Source organism: Streptomyces sp. NPDC043746, assembly GCF_056436485.1.
Genome location: NZ_JBWKCM010000003.1, coordinates 1 through 18,040 on the forward strand (window position 1 = coordinate 1; position 18,040 = coordinate 18,040).

The window sequence follows — 18,040 nt, forward strand, 5'->3', positions numbered from 1 at the left end:
GCCATGTCCATGATCTTGTGGATCTTCGTGGCATGCGCCTCACCCAGCGCCCCGCCGAAGATCCGGAAATCATGCGCGTAGACGAAGACCGTCCGACCCTCCACCGTCCCCCAGCCGGTGATGACACCGTCCGTGTACGGCCTCTTCGCCTCCAGACCGAACCCGGTGGCCCGGTGGCGGCGAAGCTGCTCGACCTCGCTGAACGAGCCCGCGTCCAGCAGCAGCTCGATGCGCTCGCGGGCAGTCAGCTTGCCCTTGGCGTGCTGCGCCTGGGTCGCACGCTCGCTGGGGCCGCGCCGGGCCTGCTCGCGCAGGGCCAGCAGTTCGGCCACCCGGCCACGCGTGTCGCTCGGCTGCTCACCCTGGGTTTCGTCCACAACGGTCATGCATCGACCCTACGAACCCCGACCCAGAAATCGTGCCGTCGACTCCGTACAGTCTCCTGCCCGGTTTCGTGGTGGGAGTCAACAGAAACGTCCCGCCGTGCAGGCGATCCACCAGCTGAACGCCGCTCGGCGCTGTGAGAACTCCACAAAGAGCCGGTGTGCCGTGGGCCACAGGGCACCGAGGGGGCCCGGGGACCCCCTCAGTATCGCCCAGCACTGTTCAGCTCGGCGCCACCGCGCCGCGACCGCCGTTCGACGGAGATTCAACCTCCGCAGTGGAAGCGGGCGTTGCCCCAGTCGGCGTGGTCGTTTCCGTTGCCGTCACCGCCGTCGTCGACGACGAGTTCGACGTACCGCGCGCCGGTGACATCGGCGGTGAGCCTCCAGGCCGGGTCGAAGGCGCCCAGCACCGGCGACTTCACCTTCTCCGTACCGTCGGCGGTGACGGAGAACCGCACGCTGCCCCGACTGGTCTGGACGTCGTCGACCCCGACCTCGGCGGTGAAGGAGGTGCACCTCCCGCCCAGGTAGTAGCGGATCGCCGCCGGGGCGTGCGTGCCGAGCCCCTTGGCGTAAGTGACTCCGCCGATGCGCAGCGGGGTGCCGTCACCGCTCCCGGTCTCCCCGTTGGACTGGTCCCGCTCCACGGGCCCCCAGCCGTTGCGGGCCTCCGTCCAGTCCAGGTCACTGGCCCAGCGGTCCTCGGTGGGCGGCGGCGGGAGAGTCCGTACGGAGGTCTGCGAGCCGAGCGTGCGCGGGGCGTCCTGGACGGTGTACGTGGCCCGGGCGCCGAGCTGGTACGTGTCGTACGGCGCGTCGAGCGGCGGAGTGACCCGCCAGCTGCCGGTGGCCTTCGCGCCCGGAGCGACGGAGTCGAAGGCGACGGCCCCCGTGGGCTCGGCCTTCCACCCCTCCGGGACCGTCAGCGCCAGCTCAACCCCCGTGGCGGCCGTCGCCTCGTCGTTGCCGAAGACCGCCTTCACGGTGTTCGGGGCGCCCGGCTCCAGGGTCGCCGCGTCGGCGGCCACGGTGAGCGTGCCGCAGGAGGCCTCCTGCCCGGCCGGGGCGGGTCCGAGGTCGGTCACGGTGAAGGCGTCGAGCACGAAGTCCGCGCCCTGGGGCGCCCCGGCCCGCTTCCGCAGCCCGGTCCAGGTGTCGCCGCACCCGGCGGTGAGGGTCTGGCTGAAGTGGCCGGTGGTGCGCTGCTGCCCGATGGGGGTGGTGCGGGTCTCGGTGGAGACGGCCCCGCCGCCCGCGGTCCGGTCGTAGCCGTCGACCCAGGCGTAGGCTCCGGCGTGGCTGGACTGGTAGGCGAACTCCACCGTGTACCGGTGGCCGTCCTTCATGGGCACGGTCCAGGGGGCGGTGCGGTAGACGAGCCCGGTGTTCTCCTCGTGGGACTTCAGGGACTCCTTGCCGGCGAGCACGTCGTCGATGAGCTTCCCGTTCCAGCCGGACCGGGTGTACGGGGCGTTGAGCTGGGAGATATGGGTGCGGGGGTCGGTGGAGCCGCCCGCGTCGCCCTTGAGGAAGGGGCCCCACCCCTGGTCGACCGCCTCGAAGTCCTCGTACACGAGCGTGCCGGGCCGGGTGGCGGGGGCGTTCTCGACGATGCGTACGTCATCGGCCCGGACCCTCGCCTCCGAGCCCGCCGCCGCCCCGATGCGCAGGGTGGTGCGCCCGTTCGCCGGGGCGGTGAAGTTCACCTTGGCGCGCTGGAAGTGGGTGCCGTGCCAGTCCGATGCGGCGACGAAGTCCCTGGCCGTGGACCGCTCGACGGCGACCGACCGCCCGCCCGCGCTCAACACCGTACGACGGGACTGTCCGGGCTCGACCTCGATCAGGGCGGAGGCGGTGTAGCGCTTGCCGGGGGTGAGGCCCGCGATGGTCTGGGAGAGCGCGGCGGCGGGGGCGCCGGAGAGGGCGGCGCTGTTGCGGCCCTGCTCGTCGGTGTCCCGTACGACGGTTCCGGTCTTCGTCCAGCCGCTCAGCGTACGGTCGTTGAAGCCGGGGTCCTCGATGGGCGTGCCCTGGCCCCAGTCGGGGTCGGCCGCGCGCGGGGCCTGGCCGGGGTGGAGGACGTAGGGCTGTCCGGCGGTGGCGGTGAGCGTGATCCTCCCGTCGGCGGGCCGGACGGTGGCCACCTTCTCGCGGCCGTTGTCGGTCAGTGCGTAGACGGTGTACGGGCCCTTCCCCGGCACCTCCCAGGTGCTGGTGCCCCCGGCCCGGCTGTAGTGGTAGAGCTTCTTGCCGCTGTCCCACGGCAGCAGGTAGTCCGTCCCGCTGAGCACCTTGCGGCCCTGCTCGTAGAAGGTCCGCTTCCCGTTCTCGACCGTGCCGCGCACCCCGCCGGTGAAGGTGATGTCGTCGCCGTCCCAGCGGGTGATCCTCTGCTGCTGGAGGTACTTGGCGGGGAGGTTCCTCTGCCAGATCGTGGCGGTGAAGGCATTCCAGTCGGTCTCACCGGTCCACCCCTCGAACTCCTCCAGGGCGCTCTGCCCGAGGACCGGGTGGTTGTTCCAGACGTCCTTCTCGCTGTTGCGGATGAACCGGATGATCTGCGAGTTGAGCCCCTTGTTGGTGGCCCCGCCGTAGTCGAGGTCGTTGGCCCAGTGGGACCAGAGCGAGGCCCGCTCGAACTTGTCGGACCACTCGGTGCCGACCGTCCACCCCTGCTGCTGCACGGTCTGGATCGTCTTGTCGGCGATCCAGCCGTGGGTGTAGTAGACGTCGATGTAGAGGAAGGCGAGGTTGCGGTCGGTCTCGTCGCGCAGCTGCTGGAAGCGCCGGGCGAGGCCGCCGCTGTTGAGGTCGCGGCGCTGGTCGATGTAGTAGCTCTGGTTCAGCCAGTTCCAGCCGGGCTTGGAGGTGTCGACGAGCTGTTCGCTGAAGGCCTTGGCCTCCGGGTAGGACTCGGTGGCGTTGACGTGGACGCCGAAGGTGGCACCCCACTTCCTGCCCTGCTTCAGCAGGGTGTTGAGGTCCTTGAGCCCGCCCGCGCGCTTGTTGTGGTTGCCGCCGTAGTCGGGGTGGGCGGAGTCGTGGCCCTCGGAGCCGTACCCCTTGAGGACGGCGAGCTGACCGAGGCCGTCGGTGGCCTGCGCGATCCGCTTGACGTCGTCCAGGGTGCGCAGGAAGGGGTGGGTGGCCTGGCTGGCGAAGTTGAACGGGATGTGGGTGACGACCCGGTCGGCGGTCTGCTCGCTGCCGGGAGCGGTGATGCCGATGGAGCGGAAGGCGATGGCCCCGTCCTGCCAGTCGACGGCCTGGTCCCCGTTGGCGTCCGGGGTGATGACGACCTTGGCCCAGGGCAGGTTCTCGCCGCTCTCGGGTTTCGGTGCGCCCTCGCCCCGGTAGGTCCACTGGCCCGAGCTGACGCCGACCCGGATGCTGCCGTCGCCCTCGGTGCGGGCCTGGTGCCAGAAGCGGGCGTCGTCGCCGTTGGTGGGTCCGGAGGGCTTGTCGTAGGAGGAGTTGGACTCGACGGCGGCGGCGAGGGAGTCGGTGTTGAGGAGGGCGTAGGTGGCGCCGAGGGGTGCGGGGTCGGGCTCGGTCTCGCGGGTGATCTTGGCGAAGACGTCGGCGGTACGGGTGGAGTCCGGGTCCAGGGTGGTGAAGGCGGTGGCGGCGCCGGGTTCGGCGGAGCCGACGGAGACCAGGTCGTGGCCGGGGATGTCGATGGTCCCGACCCGGAAGGCGGCGGTGTCGCGGACGGCGGTCACCTTGAAGGTGGTGGTCCGGCCGGAGACGGTGAGCGAGGCGTCGATCTCGACCCCGGGGAGGCCGCCGAAGGCGAGGGTGTAGCGGGCGGAGGAACCGTTCACCTCCGGCGCGGTCTTGAGCTTCACCGGGTGGGCGGTGCCGTTGAGGGTGACGGCGGTGACCGGCCGCGTACTGCCGAGGAGCCGTCTGCCGCTGGTCCGGTCGGTGTACGAGAGGACGCGCGGGAAGTCGTGGGCCACGGCGACGGTGAGCTGGTCGGAGCCGATGGTGGCGGACGCGGCGGCGGACCGGGCCGCCCCGGCCGGTACGGAGGACGGATCGGCGGCTGCGGCGGGGAGGGCGGCGGTCCCCACCAACGCCAGGACGGCGGCTGAGGCGACGGCCGAGGCCACGGAGACCGGGCCTGCGGAGCGGAATCTTGGCGACATGGCCCCTTGAGTAGCCCTCGTGTCGGGACACCGTCAACGAAGGACGGGGCCGGTGGCCGTCTCCGTCCAACAACCGCGGTCGTTAAGTCCAAGTGGGGGTACGGGCCCGCCGGGCGCCCGCTCGTCCGCCTCTTGGCCGGAGCCACCTCACTACGACCTGGGCCGTCCCCGTACGCCCGGCGCCGCCTCCCTGCGACCAGGACCGTCCCGGTACGACCGGCGCCGCCCGGGCGTGCCGCGGACCGGGCTCCTGAAGGAGGCCGGACCGCTGCCCCCGGGATCGCCCGTTCAGTCCTGGAGGGTGGTGAGCCAGTCGATCAGCAGACGGTTGACCTCGTCGGGGCGCTCCTGCTGGATCCAGTGGCCGCAGCCGTCCAGGAGGTGGCAGGCCGACAGGCCGGGAAGGGTGGCGGGGTAGGCGTCGATGGCGTCGGACATCCAGGTGGTGGAGGCGTCCCGGGCGCCGCCGACGAACAGGGACGGCTGCTTGACAGCGGCTCCGCGGTACGCGGCGAGGTCCTCCCAGTCGCGGTCCATGCTGCGGTAGCGGTTGAGGGCTCCGGTGATCCCGGTGCGCTCGAACTCCGCGGCGTAGACGTCGAGGTCGTCCTCGCTCAGCCAGGCCGGAAGGACTTCCGCGGGGAAGCGGTCACGCATCCTGCCGCCGCGGGCGACGAAGTGCGGGTCGGGCTCGCCGGGGCCGGGCATGGTGTCGGCGGACAGGGCCGCGTAGAGACCCGCGAGCCAGCCCCGGACGTCCGGCTCGATCTCCGCCTCGGCGCGGCCGGGCTCCTGGAAGTAGGAGACGTAGAACTCCTCGTCGGGGCCGCCGATCTGTCCGAAGACGTCGGTGGGGCGCGGGCCGCCGGGCGGCGCGTAGGGGACGCTCAGCAGGCCGACGGCGCGGAAGACCTCGGGGTGGAGCAGGGCGGAGGCGGAGGCGATGTTGGAGCCCCAGTCGTGGCCGACGACCACCGCGCTCTCCTCGCCGAGCGCGCGCACGACGGCGACGTTGTCCTCCACCAGGTCGAGCATCCGGTAGGCCTCGGTCGCCTCCGGCACGGCGGAGCCGCCGTATCCGCGCACGTCGAGCGCCACCGCCCGGTAGCCGGCTCCGGCGAGGGCCGCGAGCTGGCGGCGCCAGGAGTACCAGAGCTCGGGGAAGCCGTGCACGAGCAGGACCATCGGGCCGGTGCCCTGCTCGACCACGTGCAGGGGCCCGGACGGGGTCTCGACGGTGCGATGGCTGAGGTCGGCGATCGGGTCGGGCTGCATGGCTTCTCCTCGGTTCGCGGTGTCGCGGCTACCGGTCGATCATGCGACGCGGCACCCGCCCGACGCGATCGGCTTTGCCACTCCGGCAAGTTGGGGGAAAGAGCGGTGGCGTGCGGGCCCGGACACCCCCTCGCCCGGGGTCCGGGCCCCCGCGGCGCGCATCCGCACGCGCCCGCGGGGTGCGGATGCGCGGGTGAGCACCGCGGAGCCGCCGACCGACGTGGATGACGCTCCCCACCAGCCCCCGGCCGGACGCACCGGACCGCCCCCATATCGAAAGGTTGAAACTTGAACAAGATGAGGTTAGAGTCAATCTCGTTGAAGGTTAAACAACACCGACGCACGGGACCGCCGTGCACGTCCCCCGAGGAGGAGCCATGGCTCTGTTCACCCGCAAGTCGACCGCCGCCCCGACCGCCGTCGCCGAGGCCCCCGCGGTGGACCCCGCCCTGGCCGCCCTGACCGGCACCTACACCATCGACCCGGCCCACAGCAGCATCGGTTTCACCGTGCGGCACGCGATGGTCACCAATGTGCGCGGCTCCTTCGGGGAGCACGAGGGCACTCTGACCCTGGACGGCACCGACCCGGCGAACTCCTCCGCCGCCATCGACGTGAGGATCGCCAGCATCGACACCGGCATCGCGGACCGCGACGGCCACCTGGTGAGCGGCGACTTCTTCGACGCCGAGAAGTTCCCCCTCATGACGTTCCGCTCGACGCGCGCCGAGCAGCTGGGCGGCGAGAGGTACCGGATCACCGGCGACCTGACCATCAAGGACGTCACGCGCCCCCTCTCCATCGACCTGGAGTTCAACGGCTCCGCCACCGACGTCTACGGCAACGAGCGCGTCGGCTTCGAGGGCAGCGCCGACATCCTGCGCTCCGACTGGGGCCTGACCTGGAACGCGGCACTGGAGACCGGCGGGGTCATGGTCAGCGACAAGGTCAAGCTGAACTTCGACATCTCCGCGATCAAGGCCGCCGCTCCGCAGGCCTGACCCGCGGCCGTACGCGGCAGCACACCGCACACCGCACGGGCGGTCCGGCGCCTTCGGGCCACCGGGCCGCCCGGCGCTGTTCCGGCACTCCGGCGCTCCGGCGAGTGCGTGCCCGAGGGCCCGGCCCCCCGCGAGCGGCCCGCGGGACAGAGCCGGCCTCCCCCGGCACGCCAGGGCCCCCACCCCGCCGTCGGTGAGGTGGGGGCCGCACGACGGTCCCGGCTCAGGCCTTGCGCTGCATGGAGCTGCGGGCCGGGTTGCTTTGCTCGCCCGCCTTGGGGTCCTTCTCGCCCGCCTTCGCGCGGACGCCCTCCTCGATGCGCTTGCCGATGGTGGCGTCGATGTTCGACCAGTACGTGAAGGCCCGCTGGAGGACCGGTTCGGTCACCCCGTTGAGGAGGTGGCCGACGACGTTGTCCACGAGCCGGTCCCGGGCCGCGTCGTCCAGGACCTCGCGGACCATCGTGCCCGCCTGTCCCCAGTCGTCGTCCTCGGCGTGGTCGACGTAGGCCGCCCGGGTGATGTCCCCGTCGGCGTACCAGCTCGGCGGGGTGCCGTAACGCTCGGTGTCCGCCGCCGGGCCGCCCTTGGAGTTGGGCGCGTAGACCGGGTCGGTGGTCTTCCGGTACGCCATCGCCCCGTCCTTGGAGTACGTGTACACCGGGACGACCGGGGCGTTGACGGGCAGTTGCTGGTAGTTGCCGCCGATGCGGTGGCGGTGCGCGTCGGCGTAGGAGAACAGCCGCGCCAGGAGCATGCGGTCCGGGCTCGGGCCGATGCCGGGGACGAAGTTGTTCGGCTGGAAGGCCGCCTGCTCGATCTCGGCGTGGTTGTCCGTGGGGTTGCGGTTGAGCGTCATCCGGCCGACCTCGATCAGCGGGTAGTCGCCGTGCGGCCACACCTTGGTCAGGTCGAACGGGTTGAACCGGTAGTCCTTGGCCTCCTCGTACGGCATGATCTGGACCTTCAGCGTCCAGCTCGGGAAGTCGCCGTCGCGGATGTGCTCGAAGAGGTCACGCGTGTGGTAGTCCGTGTCCGCCGCCGCCATCTGGTCGGCCTCGTGCTGCGTGAACGTCTCGATGCCCTGGTCGGTCTTGAAGTGGTACTTCACCCAGAACCTCTGGCCCTCGGCGTTGATCCACATGTACGTGTGCGAGGTGTAGCCGTTCATGTGGCGCCAGGTGCGCGGGATGCCCCGGTCCCCCATCAGCCAGGTGACCTGGTGGGCCGACTCCGGCGAGAGGGTCCAGAAGTCCCACTGCATGTCGTGGTCGCGGAGGTTGTTGTCCGCCCGGCGTTTCTGGGACCGGATGAAGTGCTGGAACTTCATCGGGTCCTTCACGAAGAACACGGGGGTGTTGTTGCCCACCATGTCGTAGTTGCCCTCGGTGGTGTAGAACTTCACCGCGAAGCCGCGCGGGTCCCGCCAGGTGTCCGGGCTGCCCCGCTCCCCCGCCACGGTGGAGAACCGGATGACCAGGTCGGTCGTGGTGCCCGGCTGGAAGAGCGCCGCCTTCGTGTACGCGGAGACGTCCGCGGTCACCTCGAACGTCCCGAACGCCCCGCTGCCCTTGGCGTGCGGCTGGCGTTCGGGGATGCGCTCGCGGTTGAACTGGGCCATCTGCTCGATCAGGTAGGAGTCCTGGAGCAGGATCGGCCCGCCGGGCCCGACGGTGAGCGAATGCTCGTCGCTCTCCACCGGGGCGCCGGAATCGGAGGTGGTCGGCTTGCGCGAGGTGTCGGTCATGTCGTCGTTTCCTCTTGTCGGTCTTCGCGGGCGTGTCGGCGTCGGCTCCTGCCTCGGCTCCCCTGTCGGCCCTCCGCCAATGTAGGCATACCGGGGCGAATCGACCCGTCGAGGAGAGGATCCCGGCGGCCCGCGTCAGCGGGCTCGCTCTCCCGAGACCAGGCGGTAGATCACCAGGACGATCACCGAACCGACGATGGCGGCGATCCACGTCGACAGGCTGAAGAATCCGTCGATCGAGTCGACGCCGAAGATCACCTTGCCCAGCCAGCCGCCGAGCAGCCCGCCCACGATGCCGATCACCATCGTCAGCAGACAGCCGCCCGGGTCCTTGCCCGGCATCAGCGCCTTGGCGATGGCGCCCGCGAACAGGCCGATGAGGATCCAGGCGATGATGCTCACGAGAGTCTCCTTCTCCGTTGCCGACGTGGCGGCACCCCTGTGGTGCCGGCACCCTCCACCTATCCCCCCAGCGGCGCCTCACACCTGGGCCCGCCGCCGACCGTCACCCCCGCGCCCCCTCATTCGCCGCGATGCGTTACGCCGGACGGGCCTTCGCCGCCTCTCTCCGATGCCGGTGCCGTGCCGCTGCCGCCCCCGCCTCCCCTCAGGCCAGGACCGCCGTCGCCTCGATCTCCACCAGGTGCTCCGGTACGTCCAGGGCCGCCACGCCCACCAGCGTGCCCGGCGGGACCGGGGTGACGCCCAGCTTCGCCGCCGCCCGGGCCGCGCCCTCCAGGAACAGCGGCAGCTTGTCGGGCGTCCAGTCGACGACGTACACGGTCAGCTTCGCCACGTCGTCGAAGGAGCCGCCGGCCGCGGCCAGCGCCGTCCCGATGTTCAGGAAGCACTGCTCGACCTGGGCGGCGAGGTCGCCCGCGCCGACCGTGGCGCCGTCGGCGTCCCAGGCGACCTGCCCGGCGACGAAGACGAGCCTGGTGCCGGTCGCGACGGAGACCTGCCGGTAGGCACCGACCTTCGGCAGTCCTTCGGGGTCCAACAGCGTGATGGCCATGTCCAACGCCTCCTCATGAAGAGCCTTGCGGTCTCTCGCGGTCTCTTGTGGTTACTCAGGAACCGTAGGAGAGTCAGCCCTGACGTGGAAGAACGCACTTTTCGGTGACGGAGGAACCTCATGGTGACCAAGCAGTTCAGCGGCTCGCCCGACGAGGCGGACCTGCGCCGCGCGGACTCCCTGGCCCGGGAGATCTTCTCGGACCTCGCCAACAAATGGGCGCTCCTGATCGTCGAGACCCTCGGGGACCGCACCCTGCGCTTCAGCGAGGTGCTCAAGGAGGTCGACGGCATCAGCCACAAGATGCTCACCCAGAACCTGCGCATGCTGGAGCGCAACGGCCTGGTCGAACGGACCGTGTACCCCACGGTCCCGCCGAAGGTCGAGTACACCCTCACCGAGCCGGGTCAGGGCCTGCGGGGAACGGTCCACGGCATGTGCGACTGGACGCAGCGGTATCTGGGCCACATCGAGGAGGCCCGCGACCGCTTCCCGGGCTGAGGACCACCGGACCGGGCCGCCAAGTGGCGCGGTGATTCGATCATGTGATGGGGCGTCGGAGGCAACGTCCGGCCCTTGGCCCGCGTCTTCACGTACGTGATGGATTTCCTGGACCCGTCCGGTACGGGCTTCACAGACGACGACGAAGCGACCCCGCGCCCCGGCCCCTGGTGGCGCCACACGCTGTGGGTGGTGGCCGTCACCGCCCTCGGGGTGGGTCTGGGCTGGGCCGGTTCGCTGTTCCGCCTCGGCCCCGACGACTACGGGCTGCTCGGCGCCGCCCCGGGTTCGCCCTGGGCCTACCTGGCCGTCTGGGCCGTCACCGGCCTGGCGGCGGCCGGTGTGCTGCGGGCGACGGCGGCGAGGGTGCCGATCCCCGCCCCGGGCACCATCGCCGTGATCCTCCTTCTCGCGGGCACGCGCCTCTCCCTGGGTTGGCGCCCCGAAGCCCCGCAGCTCGCGGCCATGGCAGCGGGCGCGCTGGTGCTGGCGGGCATCTGGTCGGCCGTCGCCCTGCGCGCCGACCCCGGCACACAGAAGGCGGAAGGCTCCCGGGCGGCCTGACGGCACCCCGCCCCCGCCACCCAAGATCACCGTGTGCAGAATGGCCTTTATGCCGATATCAAACCTTCCGCGTACGGCTACGGCCGACGACGCCCCGGACATCAGCCGCACGCTCGCCCTCGCCTTCGACGACGACCCGATGATGCGCTGGTTCTTCCCCGAAGCCGCCTCCCGCGAGGCCGCGTTGGGCCGCTACTTCGCCACCCTCTTCACCCGGCAGTACGTCCACCACGGCGTGTGCGAGCGCACCGGGGCGGCGGCCGCGTTCTGGGTGGCGCCGGAAGCACAGGCCAAGGCCGTCCCGGACGCGGAGACCATCCAGGAACTGCGGAACATCCTGGGCGACCGGGCCGGGCTCTTCGGAGACGCCGTGGAGACGGCCGCCCGCCACACACCCCGGGAACCGCACTGGTCCCTGGCGCTGATCGGCGCCGACCCCGCCGCCCAGGGCCAGGGGCACGGGTCCCGGCTGCTCCGCTCGGGGCTGGCCAAGGCCGACGCGGCCGGGCAGCCCGTGTACCTGGAGTCCTCCAAGGCCTCCAACCTGCCGGTCTACGAGCACTTCGGCTTCGCCGTGCGCGAGGAGTTCGAGCTGCCGGGCGACGGCGGCCCGACCCTGTGGGGGATGTGGCGCGAACCGCGCGACTGAGGAACGTACGACGTACACCGCACGGTTCTCGCCCAGGAATCGGACATTCCCGGACGAGAACCGGACGGAGATCACTCCGCGCGGAACGCCCCGCCCCTCCGGCCCGTCTCTCCCCACAGGAACAACAGGACGGACGAGACGACTACGGGACAGCAGGGCACCAGGGCGGCACACAGGGGGATCGAGGCACCATGGCCAGGCCAGGACCAGGACGTGTCATCGCCGCGGGCGTCACCGCGACGGCGGCCCTGCTCGCACTCATCCACCTGCCGCCCCACATCCAGCAGTCCCCCTCCCGTACGACACCGTCCGCGAGCGCGGCCGACACCACCGAGCTGGCCCGGCTCGCCACGCACTACCTCCAGCAGCGGGCCGACATGTTGACGGCCGCCCGGCCGTCGGTGGAGGACGCGAGCGGGCGCTTTCGGGCCACCCCCGCCATGGCGGCCCGGGCCCGGAGCGAGCTGGCGGCACTCGCGGAGAAGGGCCGGCAGTACGAAGGGGTCGACGGCGGCTACACCAGGGCGCGGGTCGACGTCGAAGTCACCGGGGCGGATGTCACCGACCGTACGGCCACGCTCCAGCTCACCGACCACACCCGTCTCTACTTCTCGTCCACCCCGCAGCAGGTCGAGGGCGGCGCCCCGGAGTGCGAGGAGTCGGCGCTCCCCCGCACGATGACGTTCGCCCGCGGGGCCGACGGCGGCTGGCTGCTCTCCTCGGACCGGGCCGAGGTGGCAGGCGGGCCGCTGCCGACGACGGAGGTGGCCGAGGTGACCCACACGGGCGGCCATCCGGCCCACTGAGTACGTCGCCTCCCCGCTCTGAGTACGAGCCCCCTGCGCCGCCCGTCCCCGGCCCTGCGAGAGTTCACCCCGCGGAGCCGGGGAGGGCTCCGGCCAGGTGGCCGACATACTCGATGGGGCGGGGTGGACCGTGGATCTCTTCGATGCGGAGCTGGGCGGCGGGCGGGACGAGTCCGAGGGGGGCGAGGGGCGCGGCTGCTCCACGGCCGCGCTGGTGACCGTCGGGATCTTTGCGCTGCTGGCGGTGGTGGCGCACCGGTTCTTCGGGTGGGTGGGGGACCTGTTGTCCGCCGTGTTCTCGTAGAAGCCCCGCAAGACCGGCGGGAGTTGCCGCAGGACTCGTGGGAGTTCCCGCGGAACCCCCGCAGAAGCCCCCGCAGGCGTTCCGGCAGGGGCAGGTCCCTCGGTCGCGTCAGCCGCGCCGCCGCTCCTCCACCGCGGTGCGGGTGTCCTCCGCGATCAGGTCGCCGTTGATGGCGGCCCCCGCCATCAGACCGGCCGCGGCGGCGCCGATGACCTGTTCGGTGAGGCGGGTGACGTTGCCCGCCGCCCAGACCCCGGGGACCTCCGTCGCGCCGACCGGGTCGGTGGGGACGTACGTACCGATCACCTCACCGCCCATCTCCTGCGGGACCGCCGCCAGCCCGAGCGATTCCAGCACGGCCGAGCGGGCGGTGAAACGGGCCTGCACCACGACGGCCTCGCGCGGGATCACCCGGCCGCCCGCCAGGCGCACGCCGGTGAGACGGCCGTCCGCGACCTCCAAGCCCTCCACCTCGCCGTCCACCACGGCCACCCCGCGCGCGGCGAGCTGCTCGTACTCCTCGTCCGTCGGCTCCGGGCCCGTGTGGCGGAAGAGGGTGACGTCGTCGCTCCACTGCCGCCACATCAGCGCCTGGTGCACGGCGAGGGGGCCGACGGACAGCACCCCGACCGGGCGGTCCGCCACCTCGCGCCCGTGGCAGTACGGGCAGTGCAGCACCTCACGCCCCCAGCGCTCCGCCAGCCCCGGTACGGGCGGCAGCTCGTCCACGAGCCCCGTCGTCACCAGGAGCCTGCGCGCCTCCACCGAGGAGCCGTCCTCCAGCGCGACGCGGAAGCCGCCGTCCTGCGGCAGCCGCTCGGCCGAGGCCACCCGGCCCCCGACGATCTCCCCGCCGTACCCGGCCACCTCGCCCCGGCCGATCGCCAGCAGCTCCCCGGGCGGGGTCGACTCCCGGCCCAGGTAGTTGTGGACGTGCGACGCGGGTGCGTTACGGGGCTCCCCCGCGTCGATCACCAGCACCGAGCGCCGGGCCCGCGCCAGGGTGAGCGCCCCGCTGAGCCCGGCCGCCCCGCCGCCCACGACCACCACGTCGTACCGCCGCCGCTGTGCCTGCCGCTGTTCCATCTCGTTCCTGCCCTCCATACGGATCACCTCCATGTGGTGCCGATGGTGCGCGCGGCCCGGCAGGAACGACAAACATCATTGCCGAAACGGCAACATCACCCGAGCGTGAACTCGCACCACACGATCTTGCCGGGGTTCCGCTCCGCCACGCCCCACTTGTCCGCCAGCGCGGAGACCAGGAGCAGCCCCCGGCCGCCCTCCTCCTCCACACCGGGCAGCCCGTCCGCCATCCGCACCTCACCGTCGCCGCTGTCGTGCAGCTCGATCCGGAGCGCCGCCTCCAGCCGCTCCAGAGAGATCTTGACCCGGAACCCGCGCCCCGGCGGAACGCCGTGCCGGAGGGCGTTGGTCGCCAACTCGGTCACGCAGAGCAGCATGTCGTAGGCGCGTTCCTCGCACCCCCACTCGATCAGCGCCTTGCGGGTGAACTTACGTACGACCGGGACCGAGCTGCGGTCGCGGCAGTAGAAGTTCGTGCGGAGGTAGGGGGGTTGGGTCGTCTCGTTCATGCCTTCACGCTCACACACCGTCACTACGCTGTAGCAGGGCGGAAGGCCGTACAAAACCTTTTGTACGGGTCCTGACGGGTAGACAGCGGCACCAAACGGGGGAGAGCCATCGCATGCAACCGGGAAAGCAGAGCGGCATCAGGCGGGTTACTTCGTGGCAACTGGTCGGGGCGCAGCTACGCCACTTCCGCAGGGTCGCCGGGCTGACACAGGCCGCCTTGGCCGAGCGGGTCGGGGTGGGCGAGGACACCATCGCCTCCATCGAGCAGGGGCGACGAGCACTACAGCCGGACCTGGCCGCCAAGCTCGACGAACTACTGGAAACCAAGGGGGCCTTGCAGGTCGCGGTGGTGAAGATCCCGAAGAAGGAGCGCTACCAGGCGCTGGTCAAGGACTTCGTACAGTGCGAGCAGGACGCGGTGAGCCTGTTCTCGTACGAGTCCCAGCTCATCCCGGGACTGTTGCAGACCGAGGCATACGCGCGGCTGGTGTTCTCCAGCCACTATCCACCGCTCGAAGAAGAGGAGATCGAGAAGCGGGTGGCGACCCGACTCGATCGGCAGAAGATCCTGGATCGCAAGCCTCGCCCCATCCTCCACTTCATTCTGGAGGAGAGCATCCTGTTCGCCGAGTTGGGCGATCGCGAGGTCATGCTCGCGCAACTTCTCCACCTGCGACGCTGCATGGACCTGCCGTTCGTCAGTATTCAGATCATGCCCCGGAAGACATCGAAGCACGCAGGGCTCGCGGGACCGCTGGTCCTGCTGGAAACTCCCGATCACGAACAGCTCGCGTACGTCGAGATGCATCTCCGAGCGGAGCTGTACGACGATCCGGCCGACGTCAGCGCCCTCATGCAGAAATATGGGATGCTGCGGTCGCAGGCGCTGACCGCCGAGGAAAGCGCCCGGCTTCTGGACGCACTGCTCGCAGCCCTGCTTGGAGAGACATGAACCGCGCAGCCCTCCCCGTCTCCGGCCCCACCGCCCTCCACTGGTTCAAGTCCAGCTACAGCAGCGACCAGGGCGGAGACTGCGTGGAAGTCGCCTACCACTGGCAGAAGTCGAGCTACAGCAGCGACCAGGGCGGCAACTGTGTCGAAGTCGCCGCCCACCCCGCCGCCGTCCACATCCGCGACTCCAAGGTGACCGACGGCCCCGTCCTCACCGTCGAGCCCGCCGCCTGGGGCGCCTTCGTCAGGAGCGGTACCGCTCTCTGACACCGCACCCCCCGCCACCGGCCCGCCCCGCCACCGGCCTCTCGGCCGAGAGCGGGGCGGTTCTCATCCATACGGGACCGGACCAGTGGACGTGGGCGGCTCAACCGGAGACGTGTGAGTCCCGGCGCGGAACCTCTAGCGCATGTCCTTCCGCGCCCGCCGCGCCCGCTGCGTGGCCTCCTGCTCGATGAGCAGCCCATCGAAATTCTCTGTGCGATTTCGCCGGCCGAGGATGAAGGCGCACCATCCGACCAGGCCGCCTAACCCTGCGAGAAGCACCAAGAACGCCCCCATGCCCACCCCCGCAAAAGGCTCGCTGCTCATTTCACGAGCGAGCGATTTCGCTTCCGCTGCGTTGCATTCCCTCACGGTGTCTACCGAAAACGCACCAACGGGAGGGTTGCCAGCCATGGCGAATGGCTGACGCAACGGGGTGCACCGGGGGTGTACCGGATGCCAAGACGGCCCACCGGGGAGTGCCGGTGGGCCGCCCTTTCGTGTGCCGGTGGTCGTCGGCTCAGCTGAAACGGGCCTCGGAGAGAGTCGTGGTCACCGTGCCGGCGGTGGAGGAGGCGGTGTCCGCCGCGCCGTCGACGACCTTGCCGAGGTCCCCGATCTGGTCCAGCGCGCCCAGGCTGACGGGCGGCTCGGCCGCGTGGGCGGTGTCCCCGCCTCCGGGGTGCGGGGAGATCGCGGCGATGACCGCTCCGGTGGCGAGAGTGACGACGGCGAGAACGCTTCGCTTCTTCATGCCGGGTTCAACGGCTCAGCCCCCGGAAAGGGCACGCCCCGAATTTCCCCCGGCGGGTCGCGAGGCGGTGCGGGCCCGGTCCGCCCGGCGCAGTTCGCCCGTCGTCAGCGCCAGGCCGGAGGCGCCGAGGAGCAGTATGCCGGGGAACGCGAGGAACGGCCGACGGCTGCTCGGCAGCAGGGCCTCGTACTCGCTCCGCCCGATCCCGACCGTGCCGCGCGTCTCCGGCCCCGGGTCGAAGGCGTAGTACCGGCCGTCCCTCACCTCGGCGTCCTGCAGTCGTCCCGGCGAGCCCGCCCCCGCCACGTCGGCCGCCATGATCGCGACGCCCGCCACGGCCAGGACCGCGAACCCCGCCTGCACCCTGCCCGGCAGGCACCGGAAGGCCTCCCACTGCATGCGCTTGTCCGCCCCCGCCAGGGCCGCCCGCACGAGCGCCGACACCAGCAGCACGAACGCCGACGCGAACCCCGCCACCACCAGCCAGCTCGCTTCGAACAGCGGCCAGGTCCCCGGCACCCACGTCAGTGCCGCCAGTCCCAGCAGTGCCGCCCCCAGCGCGGCCCCCACGCCGCCGTGCAGTTTGTATGTCCACCCCATGCGCCGCAGCCTCGCACACGCCCGTCTTTCGGCCGTCACCGAGGCAGGGCGTCAGAAGCCGCCGCCGTCGAAGCCGCCGCCGAAGCCACCGCCGTCACCGAACCCGCCGCCGTCACCGAAGCCCCCGCCGAAGCCGGAGGAGTCGAAGTCGGAGCCGGAGAAGTCGCCGCCGCCCCATTCGCCGCCCGCGCCGAAGTCACCGCCGCCGTACTCGGAGGCGTACGCCGGGGTGGCGAGCATCGAGCCGAGCATGGTGCCCATCAGGAGGGCGGGGAGGAGGCCACCGGCGAAGTAGCCGCCGGCCCAGGGGCCGTAGGCGGGGCCCGCCTCCCAGTACGGGCGGCGGTTGCCGTCGCCCACGTCGACCATGCGGCTCATGGGGTCCTCGCCCTGGCTCAGGCGCACCTCGTCCGCCGCGCAGACCGGGACCTCGCGGGGCGCGCCGCCGGAGGGGGTCCAGCGGACGTCGGCCACCGAGGGGCCGTGACGGGGGTCGAAGAAGCACGGTGGGCGACGGGCCGGTATCTCCTTGCCGGTGCGGCGGGCCTCCAGGACGGCGAGGGAGAAGCGGCCGTCCTCCAGGGACTGGGTGACCCCGCGCACGTCGGAGGGGTGCTCGGCCTTGGCCATTTTCGTCTTGGCGGTCTCGTAGGAGTCCAGGGCGCGTTCGTAGTCGCCGCGCATGGTGTCGTCGGCGCCCGGTTCGGCGGGGTGGAAGTCCAGGCGCTCCAGGGTCTCGCCGTACGCGGTGATGTCCTCGTCCACCACGACCCGGAGCTTGTCGAGGGCGATGCGCTCCTCCTCCGCCTTCCGACGCTTGTTGCGGCGGGAGATCGCGTACGCGCCCGCGCCCCCTGCCGCCACCAGGGCGCCGAGCGTGATCAGGCCGCCGATCGGGGCTCCGGTGCCGTCGGCCGTGGTGCCTCCGGTGCCGGACCACGAGGCGGGGGCGGTTCCCCGGGCCTGTTCGACGGCGCGGTCGACGAAGGCGTTGAGCTGGGAGGTGGCGTCGGTGGCGGTGGCCGGGTTCTTGACGGAGGCGGTCAGGTTGTCGACCGCCCGCGTGGGCATGACCTGCGGGTCCGCGCCCGCGTTGAAGCCGTCGCCGAGGCGGACCGCGTAGACGCCCGTGATGCCGGTGCCGCTGCGCAGAGTCGGGAGGAGGCCTTCCTCGGGGAAGGCCTCGGTGTCGGGGAGGACGGCGACGAAGACCGGCTTGTCGGCGTCCAGGATCTTGGCTTCCAGGGCCTTCTCGTCAGCGACGGAGAGCTGATCGCGGGCGCCCGGGTCCACATAGACCGGGTCCTCGCGCAGTGCCTGGGCGGCATCGTTGATCGTCGCGGCCGGGGCCGCCGACGCAGGGGAGGTCAGGGCGAGTGCAGCCGCTGCGATGATGAGCAGCAGGCCCGCCAACAGCGTGGGGAAGAGCCTTTTCCTCATACTTCACGCTACTCCAGGCGGGCGACGAATGCCGTC

The 18,040-nt window shown here is 71.4% G+C and carries 20 protein-coding genes; 8 read left to right on the plus strand and 12 right to left on the minus strand.

The features are described 5' to 3' along the window. From AC0682_RS03910 to AC0682_RS03920, 3 genes are all read right to left on the minus strand, one after another. Positions 1 to 386, minus strand: a 386-nt coding sequence (locus AC0682_RS03910; protein WP_478530792.1) for a carboxyl transferase domain-containing protein, incomplete at its 3' end; no start/stop codon positions are given. A 263-nt stretch (positions 387 to 649) separates the two neighbouring features. Then, complete coding sequence (locus AC0682_RS03915; RefSeq protein ID WP_478530793.1) at positions 650 to 4,537, minus strand: endo-alpha-N-acetylgalactosaminidase family protein; 3,888 nt, start codon at positions 4,535 to 4,537, stop codon at positions 650 to 652. 288 nt (positions 4,538 to 4,825) lie between these two features. Beyond that, complete coding sequence (locus tag AC0682_RS03920) at positions 4,826 to 5,812, minus strand: alpha/beta fold hydrolase (RefSeq protein WP_478530794.1); 987 nt, start codon at positions 5,810 to 5,812, stop codon at positions 4,826 to 4,828. Between the two features lie 377 nt (positions 5,813 to 6,189). Between AC0682_RS03920 and AC0682_RS03925 the strand changes: the two genes are divergently transcribed. Beyond that, a complete protein-coding gene (locus AC0682_RS03925; RefSeq protein ID WP_478530795.1) occupies positions 6,190 to 6,813 on the plus strand; it encodes a YceI family protein in 624 nt (207 codons plus the stop codon). A 223-nt stretch (positions 6,814 to 7,036) separates the two neighbouring features. On the opposite strand, the gene AC0682_RS03930 is transcribed toward AC0682_RS03925, so the two are convergent. The 3 genes from AC0682_RS03930 to AC0682_RS03940 form a co-directional block, all read right to left on the minus strand. Beyond that, positions 7,037 to 8,560, minus strand: coding sequence for a catalase (locus AC0682_RS03930; RefSeq protein WP_478530796.1), 1,524 nt, complete (start codon positions 8,558 to 8,560; stop codon positions 7,037 to 7,039). Positions 8,561 to 8,695: 135 nt separating this feature from the next. Then, positions 8,696 to 8,962 (minus strand): GlsB/YeaQ/YmgE family stress response membrane protein, encoded by a 267-nt coding sequence (locus tag AC0682_RS03935; protein ID WP_478530797.1) that lies wholly within the window; start codon positions 8,960 to 8,962, stop codon positions 8,696 to 8,698. 205 nt (positions 8,963 to 9,167) lie between these two features. Then, positions 9,168 to 9,575: a RidA family protein gene (locus tag AC0682_RS03940; protein WP_478530798.1), complete on the minus strand. Its 408-nt coding sequence runs from the start codon at positions 9,573 to 9,575 to the stop codon at positions 9,168 to 9,170. A 120-nt stretch (positions 9,576 to 9,695) separates the two neighbouring features. Between AC0682_RS03940 and AC0682_RS03945 the strand changes: the two genes are divergently transcribed. From AC0682_RS03945 to AC0682_RS03965, 5 genes are all read left to right on the plus strand, one after another. Then, positions 9,696 to 10,076: a winged helix-turn-helix transcriptional regulator gene (locus tag AC0682_RS03945; RefSeq protein WP_478530799.1), complete on the plus strand. Its 381-nt coding sequence runs from the start codon at positions 9,696 to 9,698 to the stop codon at positions 10,074 to 10,076. 99 nt (positions 10,077 to 10,175) lie between these two features. Next, positions 10,176 to 10,640: a hypothetical protein gene (locus AC0682_RS03950; RefSeq protein WP_478531093.1), complete on the plus strand. Its 465-nt coding sequence runs from the start codon at positions 10,176 to 10,178 to the stop codon at positions 10,638 to 10,640. 49 nt (positions 10,641 to 10,689) lie between these two features. Beyond that, positions 10,690 to 11,289 (plus strand): GNAT family N-acetyltransferase, encoded by a 600-nt coding sequence (locus AC0682_RS03955; protein ID WP_478530800.1) that lies wholly within the window; start codon positions 10,690 to 10,692, stop codon positions 11,287 to 11,289. A 191-nt stretch (positions 11,290 to 11,480) separates the two neighbouring features. Beyond that, complete coding sequence (locus tag AC0682_RS03960) at positions 11,481 to 12,095, plus strand: hypothetical protein (protein WP_478530801.1); 615 nt, start codon at positions 11,481 to 11,483, stop codon at positions 12,093 to 12,095. Positions 12,096 to 12,225: 130 nt separating this feature from the next. Then, positions 12,226 to 12,399 carry a hypothetical protein gene (locus tag AC0682_RS03965; protein ID WP_478530802.1) on the plus strand — a complete coding sequence of 58 codons (174 nt, stop codon included), beginning with the start codon at positions 12,226 to 12,228 and terminating at the stop codon, positions 12,397 to 12,399. Between the two features lie 108 nt (positions 12,400 to 12,507). Here the strand turns inward: AC0682_RS03965 and AC0682_RS03970 are convergent, their stop codons facing one another. After that, positions 12,508 to 13,503: an NAD(P)/FAD-dependent oxidoreductase gene (locus AC0682_RS03970; protein ID WP_478530803.1), complete on the minus strand. Its 996-nt coding sequence runs from the start codon at positions 13,501 to 13,503 to the stop codon at positions 12,508 to 12,510. 77 nt (positions 13,504 to 13,580) lie between these two features. Further along, a complete protein-coding gene (locus AC0682_RS03975) occupies positions 13,581 to 13,994 on the minus strand; it encodes an ATP-binding protein (RefSeq protein ID WP_112490201.1) in 414 nt (137 codons plus the stop codon). Between the two features lie 113 nt (positions 13,995 to 14,107). Here AC0682_RS03975 and AC0682_RS03980 point away from each other — a divergent pair, with 113 nt between their 5' ends. Together AC0682_RS03980 and AC0682_RS03985 are read left to right on the plus strand one after the other, a co-directional pair. After that, a complete protein-coding gene (locus AC0682_RS03980; RefSeq protein WP_478530804.1) occupies positions 14,108 to 14,947 on the plus strand; it encodes a helix-turn-helix domain-containing protein in 840 nt (279 codons plus the stop codon). Next, positions 14,944 to 15,213 carry a DUF397 domain-containing protein gene (locus tag AC0682_RS03985; RefSeq protein WP_165274096.1) on the plus strand — a complete coding sequence of 90 codons (270 nt, stop codon included), beginning with the start codon at positions 14,944 to 14,946 and terminating at the stop codon, positions 15,211 to 15,213. The genes AC0682_RS03980 and AC0682_RS03985 overlap by 4 nt, the downstream gene beginning before the upstream one ends. Positions 15,214 to 15,348: 135 nt before the next feature. Here the strand turns inward: AC0682_RS03985 and AC0682_RS03990 are convergent, their stop codons facing one another. The 4 genes from AC0682_RS03990 to AC0682_RS04005 all read right to left on the minus strand — a co-directional run bounded on the left by AC0682_RS03990 (position 15,349) and on the right by AC0682_RS04005 (position 18,004). Further along, entirely contained in the window at positions 15,349 to 15,624 is a 276-nt protein-coding gene (locus AC0682_RS03990; RefSeq protein WP_478530805.1) for a hypothetical protein, read from the minus strand. Positions 15,625 to 15,730: 106 nt separating this feature from the next. Continuing rightward, positions 15,731 to 15,964 carry a hypothetical protein gene (locus AC0682_RS03995; protein WP_019766964.1) on the minus strand — a complete coding sequence of 78 codons (234 nt, stop codon included), beginning with the start codon at positions 15,962 to 15,964 and terminating at the stop codon, positions 15,731 to 15,733. 15 nt (positions 15,965 to 15,979) lie between these two features. Next, entirely contained in the window at positions 15,980 to 16,564 is a 585-nt protein-coding gene (locus tag AC0682_RS04000) for a hypothetical protein (RefSeq protein WP_478530806.1), read from the minus strand. 51 nt (positions 16,565 to 16,615) lie between these two features. Further along, entirely contained in the window at positions 16,616 to 18,004 is a 1,389-nt protein-coding gene (locus AC0682_RS04005) for a hypothetical protein (protein ID WP_254811615.1), read from the minus strand. Positions 18,005 to 18,040: the final 36 nt, after the last annotated feature.

What these genes read in the sequence shown, in the direction of transcription:
- AC0682_RS03970 (WP_478530803.1), bottom strand. Translation starts at nt 13,503, where the DNA reads ATGGAGGGCAGGAACGAGATGGAACAGCGGCAGGCACAGCGGCGGCGG.
- AC0682_RS03920 (WP_478530794.1), bottom strand. Translation starts at nt 5,812, where the DNA reads ATGCAGCCCGACCCGATCGCCGACCTCAGCCATCGCACCGTCGAGACC.
- AC0682_RS03960 (WP_478530801.1), top strand. Translation starts at nt 11,481, where the DNA reads ATGGCCAGGCCAGGACCAGGACGTGTCATCGCCGCGGGCGTCACCGCG.
- AC0682_RS03955 (WP_478530800.1), top strand. Translation starts at nt 10,690, where the DNA reads ATGCCGATATCAAACCTTCCGCGTACGGCTACGGCCGACGACGCCCCG.
- AC0682_RS04000 (WP_478530806.1), bottom strand. Translation starts at nt 16,564, where the DNA reads ATGGGGTGGACATACAAACTGCACGGCGGCGTGGGGGCCGCGCTGGGG.
- AC0682_RS03975 (WP_112490201.1), bottom strand. Translation starts at nt 13,994, where the DNA reads ATGAACGAGACGACCCAACCCCCCTACCTCCGCACGAACTTCTACTGC.
- AC0682_RS03930 (WP_478530796.1), bottom strand. Translation starts at nt 8,560, where the DNA reads ATGACCGACACCTCGCGCAAGCCGACCACCTCCGATTCCGGCGCCCCG.
- AC0682_RS03985 (WP_165274096.1), top strand. Translation starts at nt 14,944, where the DNA reads ATGAACCGCGCAGCCCTCCCCGTCTCCGGCCCCACCGCCCTCCACTGG.
- AC0682_RS03995 (WP_019766964.1), bottom strand. Translation starts at nt 15,964, where the DNA reads ATGAAGAAGCGAAGCGTTCTCGCCGTCGTCACTCTCGCCACCGGAGCG.
- AC0682_RS04005 (WP_254811615.1), bottom strand. Translation starts at nt 18,004, where the DNA reads ATGAGGAAAAGGCTCTTCCCCACGCTGTTGGCGGGCCTGCTGCTCATC.
- AC0682_RS03980 (WP_478530804.1), top strand. Translation starts at nt 14,108, where the DNA reads ATGCAACCGGGAAAGCAGAGCGGCATCAGGCGGGTTACTTCGTGGCAA.
- AC0682_RS03990 (WP_478530805.1), bottom strand. Translation starts at nt 15,624, where the DNA reads ATGGCTGGCAACCCTCCCGTTGGTGCGTTTTCGGTAGACACCGTGAGG.
- AC0682_RS03925 (WP_478530795.1), top strand. Translation starts at nt 6,190, where the DNA reads ATGGCTCTGTTCACCCGCAAGTCGACCGCCGCCCCGACCGCCGTCGCC.
- AC0682_RS03945 (WP_478530799.1), top strand. Translation starts at nt 9,696, where the DNA reads ATGGTGACCAAGCAGTTCAGCGGCTCGCCCGACGAGGCGGACCTGCGC.
- AC0682_RS03915 (WP_478530793.1), bottom strand. Translation starts at nt 4,537, where the DNA reads ATGTCGCCAAGATTCCGCTCCGCAGGCCCGGTCTCCGTGGCCTCGGCC.
- AC0682_RS03940 (WP_478530798.1), bottom strand. Translation starts at nt 9,575, where the DNA reads ATGGCCATCACGCTGTTGGACCCCGAAGGACTGCCGAAGGTCGGTGCC.
- AC0682_RS03950 (WP_478531093.1), top strand. Translation starts at nt 10,176, where the DNA reads ATGGATTTCCTGGACCCGTCCGGTACGGGCTTCACAGACGACGACGAA.